The organism is Streptomyces syringium (assembly GCF_017876625.1).
In the GTDB taxonomy this organism is placed as follows: domain Bacteria; phylum Actinomycetota; class Actinomycetes; order Streptomycetales; family Streptomycetaceae; genus Streptomyces; species Streptomyces syringius.
Genome location: NZ_JAGIOH010000001.1, coordinates 5,929,529 through 5,945,196 on the forward strand (window position 1 = coordinate 5,929,529; position 15,668 = coordinate 5,945,196).

At 73.2% G+C, this 15,668-nt stretch carries 16 protein-coding genes and 1 pseudogene; 4 read left to right on the forward strand and 13 right to left on the reverse strand.

Annotation, left to right across the window (positions count from 1 at the left end; genetic code table 11):
• Positions 1-26 precede the first annotated feature (26 nt).
• From JO379_RS26410 to JO379_RS26455, 11 genes are all read right to left on the reverse strand, one after another.
• On the reverse strand, positions 27-1,130 hold the full coding sequence (locus JO379_RS26410) for an aliphatic sulfonate ABC transporter substrate-binding protein (RefSeq protein WP_130881654.1): 1,104 nt from the start codon (positions 1,128-1,130) through the stop codon (positions 27-29).
• A gap of 99 nt (positions 1,131-1,229) precedes the next feature.
• On the reverse strand, positions 1,230-1,370 hold the full coding sequence (locus JO379_RS26415) for a hypothetical protein (RefSeq protein ID WP_165451652.1): 141 nt from the start codon (positions 1,368-1,370) through the stop codon (positions 1,230-1,232).
• A gap of 2 nt (positions 1,371-1,372) precedes the next feature.
• Positions 1,373-2,710: a sulfate adenylyltransferase subunit 1 gene (locus JO379_RS26420; RefSeq protein WP_130881653.1), complete on the reverse strand. Its 1,338-nt coding sequence runs from the start codon at positions 2,708-2,710 to the stop codon at positions 1,373-1,375.
• Positions 2,711-2,712: 2 nt separating this feature from the next.
• Positions 2,713-3,627 carry a sulfate adenylyltransferase subunit CysD gene (gene cysD / locus JO379_RS26425; RefSeq protein ID WP_130881652.1) on the reverse strand — a complete coding sequence of 305 codons (915 nt, stop codon included), beginning with the start codon at positions 3,625-3,627 and terminating at the stop codon, positions 2,713-2,715.
• Entirely contained in the window at positions 3,624-4,205 is a 582-nt protein-coding gene (gene cysC / locus JO379_RS26430) for an adenylyl-sulfate kinase (protein WP_372449111.1), read from the reverse strand. Before cysC ends, cysD begins: the two co-directional genes overlap by 4 nt.
• Positions 4,202-4,912, reverse strand: a complete 711-nt coding sequence (locus tag JO379_RS26435) for a phosphoadenylyl-sulfate reductase (RefSeq protein WP_130881650.1) — start codon at positions 4,910-4,912, stop codon at positions 4,202-4,204. The genes cysC and JO379_RS26435 overlap by 4 nt, the downstream gene beginning before the upstream one ends.
• Complete coding sequence (locus JO379_RS26440; protein ID WP_130881649.1) at positions 4,909-5,094, reverse strand: hypothetical protein; 186 nt, start codon at positions 5,092-5,094, stop codon at positions 4,909-4,911. The genes JO379_RS26435 and JO379_RS26440 overlap by 4 nt, the downstream gene beginning before the upstream one ends.
• The gene (locus tag JO379_RS26445; RefSeq protein ID WP_130881648.1) at positions 5,091-6,788 is read right to left on the reverse strand and encodes a nitrite/sulfite reductase; all 1,698 of its coding nucleotides are present in this window, start codon (positions 6,786-6,788) and stop codon (positions 5,091-5,093) included. Before JO379_RS26445 ends, JO379_RS26440 begins: the two co-directional genes overlap by 4 nt.
• A 253-nt stretch (positions 6,789-7,041) precedes the next feature.
• Entirely contained in the window at positions 7,042-7,125 is an 84-nt protein-coding gene (locus JO379_RS34230; protein WP_356458947.1) for a putative leader peptide, read from the reverse strand.
• Positions 7,126-7,348: 223 nt separating this feature from the next.
• The gene (locus JO379_RS26450; protein WP_130881647.1) at positions 7,349-7,924 is read right to left on the reverse strand and encodes a GNAT family N-acetyltransferase; all 576 of its coding nucleotides are present in this window, start codon (positions 7,922-7,924) and stop codon (positions 7,349-7,351) included.
• 60 nt (positions 7,925-7,984) lie between these two features.
• Positions 7,985-9,280, reverse strand: a complete 1,296-nt coding sequence (locus JO379_RS26455; RefSeq protein WP_372449112.1) for a helix-turn-helix domain-containing protein — start codon at positions 9,278-9,280, stop codon at positions 7,985-7,987.
• A 270-nt stretch (positions 9,281-9,550) separates the two neighbouring features.
• On the opposite strand from JO379_RS26455, the gene JO379_RS26460 reads away from it, so the two are divergent.
• From JO379_RS26460 to JO379_RS26475, 4 genes are all read left to right on the forward strand, one after another.
• Positions 9,551-10,741 carry a YihY/virulence factor BrkB family protein gene (locus JO379_RS26460; protein WP_130881645.1) on the forward strand — a complete coding sequence of 397 codons (1,191 nt, stop codon included), beginning with the start codon at positions 9,551-9,553 and terminating at the stop codon, positions 10,739-10,741.
• A gap of 165 nt (positions 10,742-10,906) precedes the next feature.
• Complete coding sequence (rsgA, locus tag JO379_RS26465) at positions 10,907-12,016, forward strand: ribosome small subunit-dependent GTPase A (protein WP_372449151.1); 1,110 nt, start codon at positions 10,907-10,909, stop codon at positions 12,014-12,016.
• Between the two features lie 375 nt (positions 12,017-12,391).
• Positions 12,392-13,867 carry a DNA-3-methyladenine glycosylase 2 family protein gene (locus tag JO379_RS26470; RefSeq protein WP_209518883.1) on the forward strand — a complete coding sequence of 492 codons (1,476 nt, stop codon included), beginning with the start codon at positions 12,392-12,394 and terminating at the stop codon, positions 13,865-13,867.
• Positions 13,868-13,869: 2 nt separating this feature from the next.
• On the forward strand, positions 13,870-14,364 hold the full coding sequence (locus JO379_RS26475; protein ID WP_209517258.1) for a methylated-DNA--[protein]-cysteine S-methyltransferase: 495 nt from the start codon (positions 13,870-13,872) through the stop codon (positions 14,362-14,364).
• 33 nt (positions 14,365-14,397) lie between these two features.
• Here the strand turns inward: JO379_RS26475 and JO379_RS26480 are convergent, their stop codons facing one another.
• Positions 14,398-14,880 (reverse strand): DUF456 domain-containing protein, encoded by a 483-nt coding sequence (locus JO379_RS26480; RefSeq protein WP_209517260.1) that lies wholly within the window; start codon positions 14,878-14,880, stop codon positions 14,398-14,400.
• Between the two features lie 73 nt (positions 14,881-14,953).
• Positions 14,954-15,622: pseudogene (locus JO379_RS26485) on the reverse strand (helix-turn-helix transcriptional regulator); the annotation flags it as partial.
• Positions 15,623-15,668: the final 46 nt, after the last annotated feature.

Here is a 15,668-nt window from a genome sequence, read left to right on the forward strand (position 1 = left end):
CTACGGGAATGCGCGACGGCCGGGGGCTAACGCTTGCCGAGGTTCGCGGCGTCGACCGCCGGCTTGCCCTGGGCCTTCAGGACCTTGTTCAGCGGTGCCAGGTCGTAGATGCCGGACAGGTCCGGCTCCTCCAGCAGACCGGCCTTCACGGCATGGTCCGCCTCGGCCCGCAGGGTCGATGCGAGCGGGTCGTCGGTGACGGCGATGCTCCGCCACGCCGGGTCGAGCACCTTGGCGGGCAGTGCCTTGCCGGTGAAGCCCTTGAGGGCCGCGTTGGCGGAGGCCTTCGCCTTGTCGGGGTTCGCCGTGATCCATGCGTTGGTCTTCACCGAGCCGCGCAGCACGGCCTCGACCACATCCGGGTGGGCATCGAGGAACTTCTGCGACACGATCACATTCGTGATCACGAACTTCTTGTCCGGCCACAGCGTGCTCTCGTCGAGCAGGACCTTTCCGCCCTCGGCGACCAGCTTCGAGGCGGTCGGCTCCGGCACCCAGGCGCCGTCGATGGAACCGGACTTGTAGGCATCGGCCGTCACCTTGTTGTCCGTGCGGACGACGGACACGTCCCCCTTGCCGCTCTGCGGATCGACCTTCCAGCCCTTCTCGGCGACCCAGTTGAGGAACGCCACGTCCTGGGTGTTGCCCTTCTGCGGCGTCGCGATCCTCTTGCCCTTGACGTCGTCGAGCGAGGAGACCCGGTCCGGGTTCACGACGAGCTTCACACCACCGGAGGCGGAACCCGAGATGATGCGCAGGTTCTTGCCCTTGGACTTCACGTAGCCGTTGATGGCGGGGGACGGACCGATCCAGCCGATGTCGATCGAATCCGCGTTGAGGGCCTCGATCTCGGCCGGCCCCGCGTTGAAGGTCGTGGCGCGGAGCTTGGTGCCGCCCAGCTCCTTCTGGAGGATCCCCTCGTGGTCACCGACCAGCGGGGTGGCGTGGGTGATGTTGGGAAAGTAGCCGATCCGTACCGTGTCGACGGACAGTTTCGCGCCCACGGCGGCGGTGTTGCTCTTGTCGTCCTTCTTCGCCGAGCCGTAGCCGCAGGCGCCCAGGGCGCCGATCAGCAGGGGGAGGGCGACGGCGGCCGCGAGGGCGCGGCGGGCGGGACGGGCGGCAGACACGAGGGGGGTTCCTCTCGGTGGTCCGGGCGTACGGCTAGGGCACGCCCGGCGTCGGCTGGGGTCTTCGGGGGTGGGGGAGGTGCGGCGGCGGTACGGGCGTCAGCGCACACATCGCCCGACCCCGCCCTGTCCGCTGCCGAGGGCGCCGCTGCCGATCCGGCCGCCCTCCTTGTCGAAGGTCGAGAAGAAGTCCCTGCCCATCGGGTTCGTGCCCATCGGGATCGTGTCCGTCGAGGTCATGATCAGAAGTCCCATCCCTCGTCGTCGGCCACCGCCGGAGCGGCCTCGCCCGTCGCCTCCGCCGCGAACGCCGCGCCCGCCATGCCCGCCGTCAGCGTCGTGCCGTCGGCGGGGTCGACGAGCAGGAACGAACCCGTACGGCGGGAGTCGGCGTAGGCGTCGAGCGCCAGCGGCTCGGCGGTGCGCAGCACCACGCGCCCGATGTCATTGGCGGCCAGCTCGCGGGGCGCGGGGTGCTGGGAGAGGTCGCCCAGCGTCAGCCGCGACGGGATGTCCTTGACGATCGCCTTGACCGTGCGGGTGGTGTGCTTGAGCAGCACCCGGTCCCCGACCCGCAGCGGCCGGTCGGCCACATGGCAGACGGTCGCCTCGACGTCCCGTGTGAGGGCCGGCACGCCGGTGGTGGGGGCGATGAGATCGCCCCGGGAGACGTCCAGGTCGTCGGCGAGGCGCAGGGTCACGGACTGCGGGGCCCAGGCCACGTCGACCTGCGAGCCGAGCGCGTCGATGCCGGCGATGGTGCTGCGCCGACCCGACGGCAGCACGGTGACGTCCTCGCCGACGCGCAGCACCCCGGAGGCGAGCTGCCCCGCGTAGCCGCGGTAGTCGCGGTGCTCGGGGGTCTGCGGGCGGATGACGTACTGGACGGGGAAGCGGGCCGGGTCGCCGGTGGGGTCGGCGACGACGGGGACGCTCTCCAGGTGCTCCAGCACGGTCGGGCCGCCGTACCAGTCCATGTGCGCCGACGGCGTCACCACGTTGTCACCGGCCAGCGCGGAGATCGGCACCGCGGTGACGTCCGGCACGCCGAGCGAGGCGGCGTACGCGGTGAACTCCTCGGCGATGTCCGCGAAGACGGGCTCCGCGTAGTCGACGAGGTCCATCTTGTTGACCGCCAGCACGACGTGCGGGACGCGCAGCAGGGCGGCCACGGCGGCGTGCCGGCGGGTCTGCTCGACGACGCCGTTGCGGGCGTCGACCAGCACCACGGCGAGCTCGGCGGTGGAGGCGCCGGTGACCATGTTGCGGGTGTACTGCACGTGCCCGGGGGTGTCGGCGAGGACGAACCGGCGGCGCGGGGTGGCGAAATAGCGGTACGCGACGTCGATGGTGATGCCCTGCTCGCGCTCCGCGCGCAGCCCGTCCGTCAGCAGCGCCAGGTCGGGCGCCTGCTGCCCGCGGCCCAGCGAGGCCCGCTCGACGGCTTCCAGCTGGTCGGCCAGCACCGACTTGGAGTCGTGCAGCAGCCGCCCCACCAGCGTGGACTTGCCGTCGTCCACCGAGCCGGCGGTGGCGAAGCGCAGCAGCGAGGTCGCCGCCGGGTCGATCGATGTGCTCATGGCTAGAAGTACCCCTCGCGCTTGCGGTCCTCCATCGCGGCCTCCGACAGTTTGTCGTCGGCCCTCGTCGCGCCCCGCTCGGTCAGCCGGGACGCGGCGATCTCCGCGATGACGTCCGTGATCGTCACCGCCGAGGAGTCGACGGCACCGGTGCAGGACATGTCACCGACCGTGCGGTAACGCACCAGCCGTCTGACGACCCGCTCCCCGTCCTTGGGGCCGCCCCAGTCACCCGGCGCCAGCCACATGCCGTCCCGGGCGAACACCTCGCGCTCGTGGGCGTAGTAGATGGCCGGGAGCTCGATCTTCTCCCGGGCGATGTACTGCCACACGTCCAGCTCGGTCCAGTTCGACAGCGGGAAGACCCGCACGTGCTCACCGGGGGAGTGCCGGCCGTTGTACAGCTGCCACAGCTCCGGGCGCTGCCGGCGCGGGTCCCAGCCGCCGAACTCGTCACGCAGCGAGAACACCCGCTCCTTCGCGCGCGCCTTCTCCTCGTCGCGGCGGCCGCCGCCGAAGACGGCGTCGAAGCGGTGCGCGCCGATCGCGTCCAGCAGCGGCACGGTCTGCAGGGGGTTGCGGGTGCCGTCGGGGCGCTCGCGCAGCCGCCCGTCGTCGATGAAGTCCTGCACGGACGCCACGTGCAGCCGCAGGCCGTGCTCGGCGACCGTACGGTCGCGGTAGGCGAGGACCTCGGGGAAGTTGTGACCGGTGTCGACGTGCAGCAGCGAGAACGGCACCGCCGCCGGGGCGAACGCCTTCAGCGCCAGGTGCAGCATGACGATCGAGTCCTTGCCACCGGAGAAGAGGATCACCGGCCGCTCGAACTCCCCCGCCACCTCACGGAAGATGTGCACCGCCTCCGACTCCAGCGCGTCCAGATGCGTCAGGGCGTAGGGGGTCTCGTCCACGCTCACAGCATTCCCCTCTCCGTCAGCAGCGCATGCAGTTCCGCCACGGACTCCTCGACGCCCGACCGGTGCGCCTCGATCCGCAGGTCCGGCTGCAGGGGCGCCTCGTACGGGTCGTCCACCCCCGTCAGCCCGGAAATCTCGCCCGCGGCCTGTTTCGCGTACAGGCCCTTCACGTCCCGTGCCGAGCACACCTCCACCGGCGTCGCCACGTGCACCTCCACATAGCCGGTGCCGTGCTCCTGGTAGCGCTTGCGGACGGCCTCGCGGGAGTCCGCGTAGGGCGCGATGACGGGCACGAGTACGGTCACGCCGTGCGCGGCCAGCAATTGGGCGACGAACCCGATGCGCTGCACGTTGGTGTCACGGTCCGCACGGGAGAACCCGAGCCCGGCGGAGAGGAACTCCCGGATCTCGTCGCCGTCCAGCACCTCCACCCGGTGCCCCTCGGCACGCAACCGCCCCGCCAGGGCGTAGGCGATGGTCGTCTTGCCCGCGCTGGGCAGCCCGGTGAGCCAGACGGTGGCGCCTTTGTCGTGTGGCGCGCCCGGACTCGTCATCCGTATCTCCTGTGAATCCGTCATCCGTGAAGCCCGCATTCCGTTTTTCCCCGCCCCGCCCACCGGCCGGCGCGGGCGTCCTCGTTTGACTCGGTGCGGCGCGTACACGGCGCACAGCCGATGGAGGCATAGCCCTCCGTCAGCAGCGGGTTGGCCAGCACTCCCTGCTCCTGTATGTACGCGTCCACGTCGGCCTGCGTCCAGCGGGCGATCGGCGAGACCTTCACCTTCCGCCGCCGGCCGTCCCAGCCGACAACGGGCGTGTGCGCGCGGGTCGGTGACTCGTCGCGGCGCAGCCCGGTCGCCCAGGCGTCGTACGCGCCGAGGCCCTCCTCCAGCGGCTGGACCTTGCGCAGCGCGCAGCACAGGTCCGGGTCGCGGTCGTGCAACCGCGGCCCGTGCTCGGCGTCCTGTTCGGCCACGGTCCGGCGCGGGGTGAGGGTGATGACATTGACGTCCATCACCGCGGCGACCGCGTCGCGGGTGCCGATGGTCTCCGGGAAGTGGTAGCCCGTGTCCAGGAAGACGACGTCCACGCCGGGCAGGACGCGGGACGCGAGATGGGCGACGACCGCGTCCTCCATGGAGGAGGTGACGCAGAACCGCGGCCCGAACGTCTCGGCCGCCCAGCGCAGGATGTCGAGCGCCGGGGCGTCCTCCAGCTCCCGCCCGGCCCGCTCGGCCAGCGCCTCCAGCGAGGAGTGACGTTCGGTCAGATCTATGTGGCTCATGGAGTTTCGGTGTCTCCTTCGCGTGTGTCGTGCCGCAGGCCCTTGGCCAGCAACCCGAGGAACGAGAGCCGGAACGCGCGGTTGCAGGCACCGCATTCCCAGCTGCCGTGCCCCTCCTCGGAGGGGCGCAGGTCCTCGTCCCCGCAGTACGGGCAGTAGAAGGGGGCCGCCCGCCCGCTCATGACAGGTCCTCCTGCGTGGCGCGGGCCGCCCAGGTCGCGAACCGCTCCCCGTCCTCGCGCTGCTCGGCGAACCGGGTGAGGACGCGCTCGACGTAGTCCGGGAGCTCGGCCGAAGTGACCTTCAGGCCGCGGACCTTGCGGCCGAAACCGGCCTCCAGACCCAGCGCGCCGCCCAGGTGCACCTGGAAGCCCTCGACCTGGTTGCCGGCGTCATCGACGACGAGCTGGCCCTTGAGACCGATGTCCGCGACCTGGATGCGGGCGCACGCGTTCGGGCAGCCGTTGATGTTGATGGTGACCGGCTGGTCGAAGTCCGGCATCCGGCGTTCCAGCTCGTCGATCAGACTCTGGCCTCGGCCCTTGGTCTCGACGATGGCGAGCTTGCAGAACTCGATGCCCGTGCAGGCCATCGTGCCGCGCCGGAAGGGCGACGGGCTGACCCGCAGATCCAGCGCCTCCAACCCGGCGACCAGGGACTCCACCTGCTCCTCGGGCACATCGAGCACCAGCATCTTCTGCTCGGCGGTGGTGCGCAGCCGGCCCGAGCCGTGGGCCTCCGCCAGCGCGGCGACCTTCACCAGGAGCGTGCCGTCGACCCGGCCGACGCGCGGCGCGAAACCGACGTAGAACGCGCCGTCCTTCTGCCGGTGGACGCCGACGTGGTCGCGCCACTGCTCGACGGGCGCTGCGGGCGCGGGGCCGTCGAGGAGCGGGCGCCGCAGGTACTCCTCCTCCAGGACCCGGCGGAACTTCTCCGCGCCCCAGTCGGCGAGGAGGAACTTCAGCCGGGCGCGGTTGCGCAGCCGCCGGTACCCGTAGTCGCGGAAGATGCCGATCACACCGCCGTACACGTCGGGCACCTCGTCCAGCGGCACCCAGGCGCCGAGCCGGACCCCGATCCTCGGGTTGGTGGACAGCCCGCCGCCGACCCACAGATCGAAGCCGGGGCCGTGTTCGGGGTGGTCGACGCCGACGAACGCGACGTCGTTGATCTCGTGCACCACGTCCAGCAACGGCGAACCGGACACCGCCGACTTGAACTTGCGCGGCAGGTTGGAGAAGTCCTTGTTGCCGATGAACCGGCGGTGGATCTCGTCGATGGCGGGCGTGCCGTCAATGATCTCGTCCTCGGCGATGCCGGCGACGGGCGAGCCGAGGATCACACGGGGCGTGTCACCGCAGGCCTCGGTCGTCGACAGGCCCACGGCCTCCAGCCGCCGCCATATCTCGGGGACGTCCTCGATCCGGATCCAGTGGTACTGCACATTTTGTCGGTCGGTCAGGTCCGCGGTGCCCCGGGCGAACTCCTGGGAGACCTCACCGATGACACGCAGCTGCCCGGTGGTCAGCCGGCCGCCGTCGATGCGGACCCGCAGCATGAAGTAGCGGTCGTCCAGCTCCTCCGGCGCCAGGATCGCGGTCTTGCCGCCGTCGATCCCGGGCTTGCGCTGGGTGTACAGACCCCACCAACGCATGCGGCCGCGCAGGTCGTTGGGGTCGATCGAGTCGAAACCGGCCTTGGAGTAGATCGTCTCAATGCGTGTCCGCACATTGAGACCGTCGTCGTCCTTCTTGAACTGCTCGTTGCCGTTGAGCGGCGTGTGATGGCCGACGGCCCACTGGCCCTCGCCGCGATGGCGGCCGGCCTTGCGGCGGGTCGTGGCGTCGGCGGCGCTTTCCGAGGTGGCAGCCATGGCGATATGTCCTTCTGGGGGCGGCTCTGAGGAGGGCTGTTCACGCCGAGCCGCCGCCTGTGACCTGCGCATACGCCGATGGACCCGGGCTGGCGCACAAACGGCGGTCACGGGTGGTGCGACGTGCGCGGCGAACGCGGGCACGGCGGTGCGAGGTGGGGCGGCTCGGGGTGGCTCGTCCGCGACGATGGGGACGGCGGGGGCGGCGAAGGCGGCGGGAAAGCGCCGCGGAAGAACGGTGGTGCTGAGACTCTCAGCGCGCCGGACAGATGGCGCTGGACATGCGGCCCAGGTCGACGTGGCGTCGACTCACCAAGGCAACTCCAGCTCGAGACATGACGGAAGCGTGGCACGGGGGTCTCCGGCCAGTAAAGCGTTGTCCGCGATGCGGACTGTATCGTCTCGCATGTCGGTATTCGGCCTGTGCCGCCGCGCGGCGATGGGCGCCCCTGCGGGGGCGGGCGCCCTGCGGGCGCGTCCTCAATCGCGATTGAGGACACCGCCGCGCAGCGGAGGTGCACCTGCCGCGGCCCGCAGTCGAAGAACCGGCCGGCCAGGCGTTACGCCCCCGGCCAGGGGCCCGGCGGCGTGACCGTCGGCTCGTCCTCCGTCTTGGTGGCGAAGACCCGGAAGCCGCGTCGCTCGTAGTTCGCGAGGGCGTGCGGGCCGTCCTTGTCGCAGGTGTGCAGCCACACCCGCTTCGTCGGTGTCAGCTCCGGCCACCGCTCGGCCAGGTCCCAGGCCCGCGCGGTGCCGAACGACAGCAGCCGCCCGCCGAGGCGGCGCCCCTGGAACGCCGGGAGCAGCCCGAAGTAGGCGATCTCGACGGTGCCCTCGTCCTGCGGCTCCAGCTCCATGTAACCCGCCGGGGTCCCCCGGTCGTACGCCACCCAGGTCTCCACGCCCGGCCGTTCCAGATAGGCCTGCCACCGCTCGTACGGCCACGGCAGCCGGTCGGTCCAGCTGACGCTGCCGCCCACCGCCGTGTAGAGGAAACGGCTCAGCTCGGGCGAGGGCACCTCGGCCCGCTCGATCCGCAGACCGTCCGGCATGTCCGGCTCCGGCACCGGCGCGAGATCGGCCGGCGATGTCTGTTCCAGGGACCAGGTCGTCACAGAAATCGTGCTGTTACTCATGCGGCCCAGCCAACCACGCGCTCGGGCGTGCCTCGCCGGAGCCCCGGGCGGGGGCGGCGGTCAGTGCGCCGGCAGGCCGTGGCGGGCGGCCAGCACGACCGGGGCCCGGGACGCCGGCAGCAGGTCCTCCGCGTGCAGCGGCGTCAGCAGCCGGACGTCGATGCCGTCCGTGAAGCGGTACGGGCGGTGGCTGAGCACCCCCGCCAGCGTGCGCCGCATCCGGGACATCTCCGCCCGTACCGTCACCGTGCGGGTGGCGTCGCCGAAAAGGTCCGCGGCCAGCTCCGCGGCCGTGCGCCCCGCCGGGTGGCGGGCCAGTACGTACAACAGCTCGGCGTGGCGCGGGCTCAGCTCCTGCGACCACTGCCCCGACTCGCCGGAGACCGTCACCGTCCAGCTCCGGGGCCGGCGCAGATCCAGCACCACCCGGCTCGGCGTGCCGTCCCGGCCCGCCCCCGCGTCGGGCTCCTCGACGCGCACCAGCCAGCCGTCCGGCAGGGGCTCGAGCCGGCACAGTCCGAGGGTCGGCAGCCACGCCCGCCCCGGCGTCACCGACTTGGGCAGCACCACCCGCCCCACCGGGCCCATGCCCGTCACCGCCGCCGTCCAGCCGTCCCGGTCGACCGCCAGCGCCCGGCCGCCGATCCGGGCCAGCATGGGCGTGGCGACCGAACGCAGCCGGTCGACGGACTCCCAGTGCCGGGCGCGCAGCTCCGCCTCGGCCACCTTGGCCACGGCGGTGACGAGGGCCAGCGAGGCCGGGTTGAACGCCCCCGCGGGCCCGCTGACGTTCAGCACGCCCACCAGCCGCCCGTCCCGGGGGTCGTGCAGCGGGGCCGCCGCGCAGGTCCAGGCGTGATGGGTCCGGACGAAGTGCTCGGCGGAGTGCACCTGCACCGGGCGGCGCTCCACCAGCGAGGTGCCGAGGCCGTTCGTGCCGACCAGGTCCTCCGTCCAGCAGGCGCCCACGTCGAAGCCCAGCCGGGTGGCGTTCCTGATCACCCCCGGGCTGCCCTCCCGCCACAGCACCCGGCCGTCGGCGTCCGCGACGGCCATCAGATGCTGCACGGTGTCGGCCACCTCGCCCAGCCCCTCGCGCAGCTGCGGCAGCAGCCCGCCCAGCGGAGAGCTGTGCCGCCGGTGCTCCACCTCCTCGGCCGACAGGGCCGGTGCGGCCCGGCCCACGTCCGGGTCGATGCCGTGGCGCCGCACGCGATGCCAGGACTGCCCGATCACCTGGCGCGGCAGCACGGCTCCGGCCCGCCGGGCGGGCTCCGTACCGGCGGGCGACGGATCAGCGAGCCACGCCTCCCGGACGGCGGGCAGCAGGCCCGCCTCGAATGGTCTGCGGTTCACGCTGCAATGGTGCCGCCGCGAGGCGCGTCGCGTCGGGGCATCGGCAAGATTGCAACGCAGTGCAACCGTTGCGGGTGGCATCGGTGCGGGCGCAAGGTGACAGGGAGCGGTCGGAGGGTGGTGCCGAGTCGGCGCAGCATCACCCTCCGCCTCGACTCCCGCCGCCGTCGCGGCCGTCGGCCGCCCCGCTCCGCCCCACCCCGGTTCCTCTGCCCCCACCCATCCGCCCACCGTGCAGGCCAAGGGCCATTCGGCGGATACGGTAAGGGCGTGCAGGCAGCAAATGAACCACCGGGGCGGTCGGTCGGCCGACTCCACAGGGCTCGCGTCCTGTACCGAAATGTCTCCAAACGCAGGATGGCGTGGCTCCTCCTGAAGGACACGGTCAACTCCTGCGTGGAGTACCGCGTCACCGGGCTCGCCGCCGAGGCCGCCTTCTTCACGCTGCTCTCGCTGCCGCCCCTGCTCCTCGGTCTCCTCGGCCTGCTCGGCTACCTGGACGCCTGGACCGGCACCAAGACCATCGAGAGCATCCAGAACAACATCCTCAACGCCTCCGCGACCGTCCTGTCGGACAAGGGCGTCAACGAGATCGCGCGACCGCTCCTCCAGGACGTCACCCAACGCGGCCGCCCGGACATCATCTCGGTCGGCTTCGCCATCGCCCTGTGGTCCGGCTCGCGCGCCGTGAACGTCTTCGTGGACACCATCACGATCATGTACGGGCTGGAGGGCAAACGCGGCATCGTCAAGACCCGGCTGCTGGCCTTCCTCCTCTATATCGTCGCCCTCCTCATCGGGGCGGTGGTGCTCCCGCTGATGGTCGCCGGGCCGGACGCCGTGCTGGACATCGTGCCCTGGAGCGCGGACCTCGTCCGGGCGCTGTACTGGCCCGTCGTGACGCTGCTCTCCGTCGTCTTCCTGACGACGCTGTACCACGTGTCCGTGCCCGTCCGTTCGCCCTGGCAGGAGGACATCCCCGGGGCGCTCGTCGCCCTCGGCATGTGGGTGCTCGGCAGCTTCCTGCTGCGCATCTACCTCACTCACACCGTCGAGGGCCCCACGATCTACGGCTCGCTGGCCGCGCCCGTCGCCGTGCTGCTGTGGATCGGCGTCTCGGCCTTCGCGGTCCTCGTGGGCGCCGCGGTGAACGCCGCGATAGACCGGGTGTGGCCGTCCGTCGCCACCGCCGCGGCGCGCGCCGAGGTGGACCGGGTACGCGAGGCCGCGGCGGCGCGGGCGGCGGCCGAACGTGCCGCCCGGGTGTACCCGCCCGACGACGTCGACGAGGAGGACGGCGTCATCGGCGAGGACCGGGAGCCGCCGTCGGAGTTCCCCGAGCGCTGGGCGCAGTTCCTGCCCCCCGAGGACGTCCGGGCCCGGCTGCACCACCTCAAGCCCGAACACCAGCCGAAGCACGCGAAGCACGGGCGGCACGCGAAACCGGACGGGCGCGACTAGAAAAATCATTGGCGCGGCGGACGGGTGGGGGCCTACGCTCCCCACACACCGCGCGAACCACGCGGCGAGACACAGGAAACCAGGAGGTGAGGACCGTGATGACTGTCATTGCGACGGGCGTTGCCCGCTCTCAGAAGTCGGTTCATCCCTCCTCTTTCCTGAAGGATCACTTCCTTGTTCGAGCTCGCTGCGTCACACCCACTCACCGGCTACGGCTGGGACGAAGGGTTCGCTGACAGCTTCACCCCGTACGCCGCGGAGGGCCTCACACCCGGGCGGATCATCCGCGTCGACCGCGGCCGCTGCGACCTCGTCGTCCCCGACGGCGAGGGCGTACGGACGGTCCACGCCGACACGGCCCTCGTCACCACGGGCGACCCGCTGCGCATCATGTGCACCGGCGACTGGGCGGCCGTCGACCTCGCCCAGGGGTTCGTCCGCGCCCTGCTGCCGCGCCGCACGGCCTTCGTGCGCTCCACTTCCTCGCAGCGGTCCGAGGGCCAGATCCTCGCGGCCAACGTCGACCACGCCGTGATCGCGGTCTCCCTCGCCGTCGAGCTGGACCTCGGCCGGATCGAGCGGTTCCTGGCCCTGGCCTGGGAGAGCGGCGCCGCGCCCGTCGTCGTCCTCACCAAGGCCGACCTGGTCACGGAGACGGCCGGGCCGGAGGTGCTCGGCCACCTCGTCGCCGACACGGAGGCGTCGGCGCCGGGCGTGCCGGTCCTGGCGGTCAGCGCGACCACCGGCGAGGGCGTCGACATCCTCGCCGCCACGCTGTCCGGGGGGACATCGGTACTCCTCGGCCAGTCCGGCGCCGGCAAGTCCACCCTCGCCAACGCGCTCCTCGGCGAGGACGTCCAGACCGTCCAGGCCGCCCGCGACCGGGACGGCAAGGGCCGCCACACGACGACGACCCGCAATCTGCTGGCGCTGCCCGGCGGCGGCGTCCTGATCGACACCCCGGGGCTGCGGGGCGTCGGCCTCTGGGACGCCGAGAGCGGCGTCGCGCAGACGTTCTCCGAGATCGAGTCCCTGGCGGCACGCTGCCGCTTCCACGACTGCGGCCACGAGGCGGAGCCGGGCTGCGCGGTCCTGGAAGCCGTCGAGACGGGAGAGCTGCGCCGGCGCAGGCTGGACAGCTACCGCAAGCTCCTGCGCGAGAACCAGCGCATAGCGGCCCGCACGGACGCCCGCCTGCGCGCGGAGATCCGCCGCGACTGGAAGAAGAAGCAGGCGCTGGGACGCGAAATGGTGGCCCGCAAACGGGGGCGCTAGCCGCTGGGCGAAGCGGGCCCCGGCGCCCGGCGCCGACGGGTGCGTCCCCCGAAGGGGGCACGCCCCCGAGGCGCCGGGCCTGCGGCCGGTCCGGGCCTGCGGCCGGTCCGGGCCTGCGGCCGGTCCGGGCCTGCGGCCGGTCCGGGCCTGCGGCCGGTCCGGGCCTGCGGCCGGTCCGGGCCTGCGGCCGGTCCGGGCCTGCGGCCGGTCCGGGCCTGCGGCCGGTCCGGGCCTGCGGCCGGTCGGGGCCTGCGGCCGGTCGGGGCCTGCGGCCGGTCGGGGCCGCTTGCGGGCGGGGTCCTCGCCCGGAGGGCCATCGTCGCGTCCGATTTCCGCCAGTCCCGCCGCCTCGCATGGCGCAGACTGGAAGGCGTGATGGACGAAGAGACCAGGTACGAGGCAGTGAGCAGCCGTGATGCCCGCTTCGACGGAGTGTTCTTCTTCGCCGTCGTGACCACCGGCATCTACTGCCGCCCGAGCTGCCCGGCGGTGACCCCGAAGCGGGCGAACGTGCGCTTCCACCCGTCGGCGGCCGCCGCGCAGCGGGCCGGGTTCCGGGCCTGCCGGCGTTGTCGGCCGGACGCCGCGCCCGGGTCGGCCGAGTGGAACGTACGGGCCGACCTGGTCGGGCGCGCGATGCGGCTGATCGGCGACGGTGTCGTCGACCGCGAAGGGGTCGCCGGGCTCGCCGATCGGCTCGGGTACAGCTCCCGGCAGGTACACCGCCAGCTCACCGAGGAGCTGGGCGCCGGCCCCGTCGCCCTCGCACGGGCCCAGCGGGCCCACACTGCCCGGGTCCTGCTCCAGACCACCGACCTGCCGGTCACCGAACTCGCGTTCGCATCAGGCTTCACCAGCGTGCGGCAGTTCAACGACACCATGCGCGAGACCTACGCCCGTACACCGAGCGCGCTGCGCGCCCAGGCGCCCGGCACGCGCGGCCGCGCCGCCGCCGGCATCCCGCTGCGGCTCGCGCACCGGGGCCCGTACGCCGCCCGGGAGATCTTCGACTTCCTCCAGCGGCGCGCCGTCCCCGGCATCGAGGAGACCCTCGGCGCGCCCGGCGCCCGCACCTACCGCCGCACCCTGCGCCTGCCGTACGGCACCGCCGTCGCCGAGGTCCGCGAACCCCGCCCCGCCGGGCAGCCGCGCCGCGGCCACTGGCTCGACTGCCGCCTCCACCTCACCGACCCCCGCGACCTGTCCACCGCCGTGCAGCGCGTCCGGCGGCTCTTCGACCTCGACGCCGACCCGTACGCCGTCGACGAGCGGCTCGGCGCCGACCCCCACCTCGCCCCCCTCGTCGCCGCCCGCCCCGGGCTGCGGTCGCCCGGGGCGGCGGACGGGGAGGAGCTGGCGGTACGGGCCGTCCTGGGCCAGCAGGTCACCGTGGCCGCCGCCGCACGGCTCGCGGGCACCCTGGTCGCCGCCTACGGCAAACCGCTCGCCGTGCCGGACGGCGGGCTCACCCACGTCTTCCCCGAGCCCGCCACCCTCGCCGACGCCACCCTCGAGGAGCTCGGCATGCCGGACTCCCGGCGACGCGCCCTGCGCACCGTCGCCACCGCCCTCGCGGACGGCCGCGTCCGGCTCGACCCCGGCGTCGACCGGGACGCCACCGAGCGCGCCCTGCTCGACCTGCCCGGCATCGGCCCCTGGACCGCCGGCTACATCCGCATGCGGGCCCTCGGCGACCCCGATGTCTTCCTGCCGGGTGACTCCGGCGCCCGGCACGGACTCGCCGCCCTCGGCGCACCCGCCGACGCCTGCGACGCCTGGCGCCCCTGGCGCTCCTACGCCCTGCACCACCTGTGGAACCACACGCCGCCCCGCGAACCGAAGGACGCCTGACGATGCTCTACACCGAAATCGACAGCCCGCTCGGGCAGCTGCTCCTCACCGGCCGCCCCGCCGCCGGCGTGCCCGGCGGCACCGCCCTCACCTCGCTGTCCGTACCCGGCCAGAAGAACGGTCTCCTCGCACAGCCGGACTGGCACCGCGAACCCGCCGCCTTCGCCGAGGCCGAACGGCAGCTCACCGCCTACTTCGCGGGCGAGAGCAAGGACTTCACGCTCACGCTCGCCCCCCAGGGCACCGAATTCCGGCAACGCGTGTGGGCCGCCCTGGACACCGTCCCCTACGGCGCCACCACCAGCTACGGCGAGCTGGCCGCCCGCGTCGGAGCCTCGCGCGCCGCCGTGCGCGCGGTCGGCGGCGCGGTCGGCGCCAACCCGCTGCTCGTGCTGCGCCCCTGCCACCGCGTGATCGGGGCCGACGGCTCGCTCACCGGCTACGCGGGCGGTCTGGACCGCAAGCGCCTGCTGCTGGCCCTCGAAAGCGCGGACTGAGCGCGCGAACCGAGACCACGGCCCGGTCGACCGTCACCCCCGGACCACCGCGCCGAGCCACCCGCCCACGACCAGCAGACAGGCGAACAGTTCGACGAGCACGCTGGTCCCCAGCGACCGCATCACCGTCCGCGTCGACGCCCACGCCTCGCCGTGCCCGCCCAGCCGCCGCCGCTCCATCGCGTAGAGCCCGGCGAGGAAGCCCGGCACGGCACCGATCACCGGCAGGACGAAGAAGCCCACGACGCCCGACGCGCCCGCCACCAGGAAAGCGCGCCGGGTGATGCCCGCGCCCCTCGGCCGCCTGGGCGGCAGCAGCCAGATGACGGCCTGGTTCAGCAGCAGCACCCCCGTGGCCCCGGCCAGGACCGCCCAGGCCGACGCGGTCCGCTCGGTCATCGACCACCAGAGCGCCCCCGCCCATACGATCGGCGGTCCGGGCAGCCCCGGCGTCACGACGCCGAACAGGCCGAGCAGCATCACCAGCCCGACCAGGACCAGCTGCCACGTCCCCATGGACCCAGGTTGCCGGAATGCTGCCGTCAGCGCCCCCGCACCGGGTCTGACGTGCGAAGACGCCTGATTCTCGTCAGCCGCGGGCCGTCCAGCCGTGCTCGGCCGCGTGCCAGCCCAGCTGCAACCGCGTCGTCACCCCCGCCAGCTCCATCAGCCGCTTCACCCGCCGTTGCACCGTCCGCAACCCCAGGCCGAGCTGCTTCGCGACGCTCGCGTCCGTGAGGCCGACCAGCAGCAGGGAGAGGACCTCCAGATCCACCGCGTCGGGCCCGGGAGCCCCGGGCCCGCCGGGTATGCGGGCCCCGGGCAGGTGGCCGGCCCGGGCCGGATCCGCGTCGGCCGCCCGGATCGGCAGCGCCTCGTGCCAGACGTCCTCGAAGAGGTCCACCAGGGACTCCAGCAGCGCACCGCCGTGGACGACCAGCGCGGCGGACTCGGCGGTGTGCGAGGCGAGCGGCAGCAGCGCGATCCGGCGGTCGGCGATGACCAGCTCGGCCGGGACCCGCTCGACCGCCCGCAGCCGCGCGGGTTCGACCCGGCCGAGGGCGGCCGTGGCCCCGTCCCGCCCCCGCGCCCCGGCCAACGCGGCCCGCTCCACGACCGTCCGGTGGGGCACCCCGCTCTCCGCGGCCGGGGCGCCCCAGGGTCTCCCCGTCAACAGCGCGCACACTTCTTCGCCCGCGCCAAGACGCATGCGCGCAAGGCGCTGTGCGACAGCGCGCGCCCCGGTCACCACCTCCACCGCGCCGGGGCCCGCGAGCCGTTCAGCCCCCTGATCCCGGGGCGCC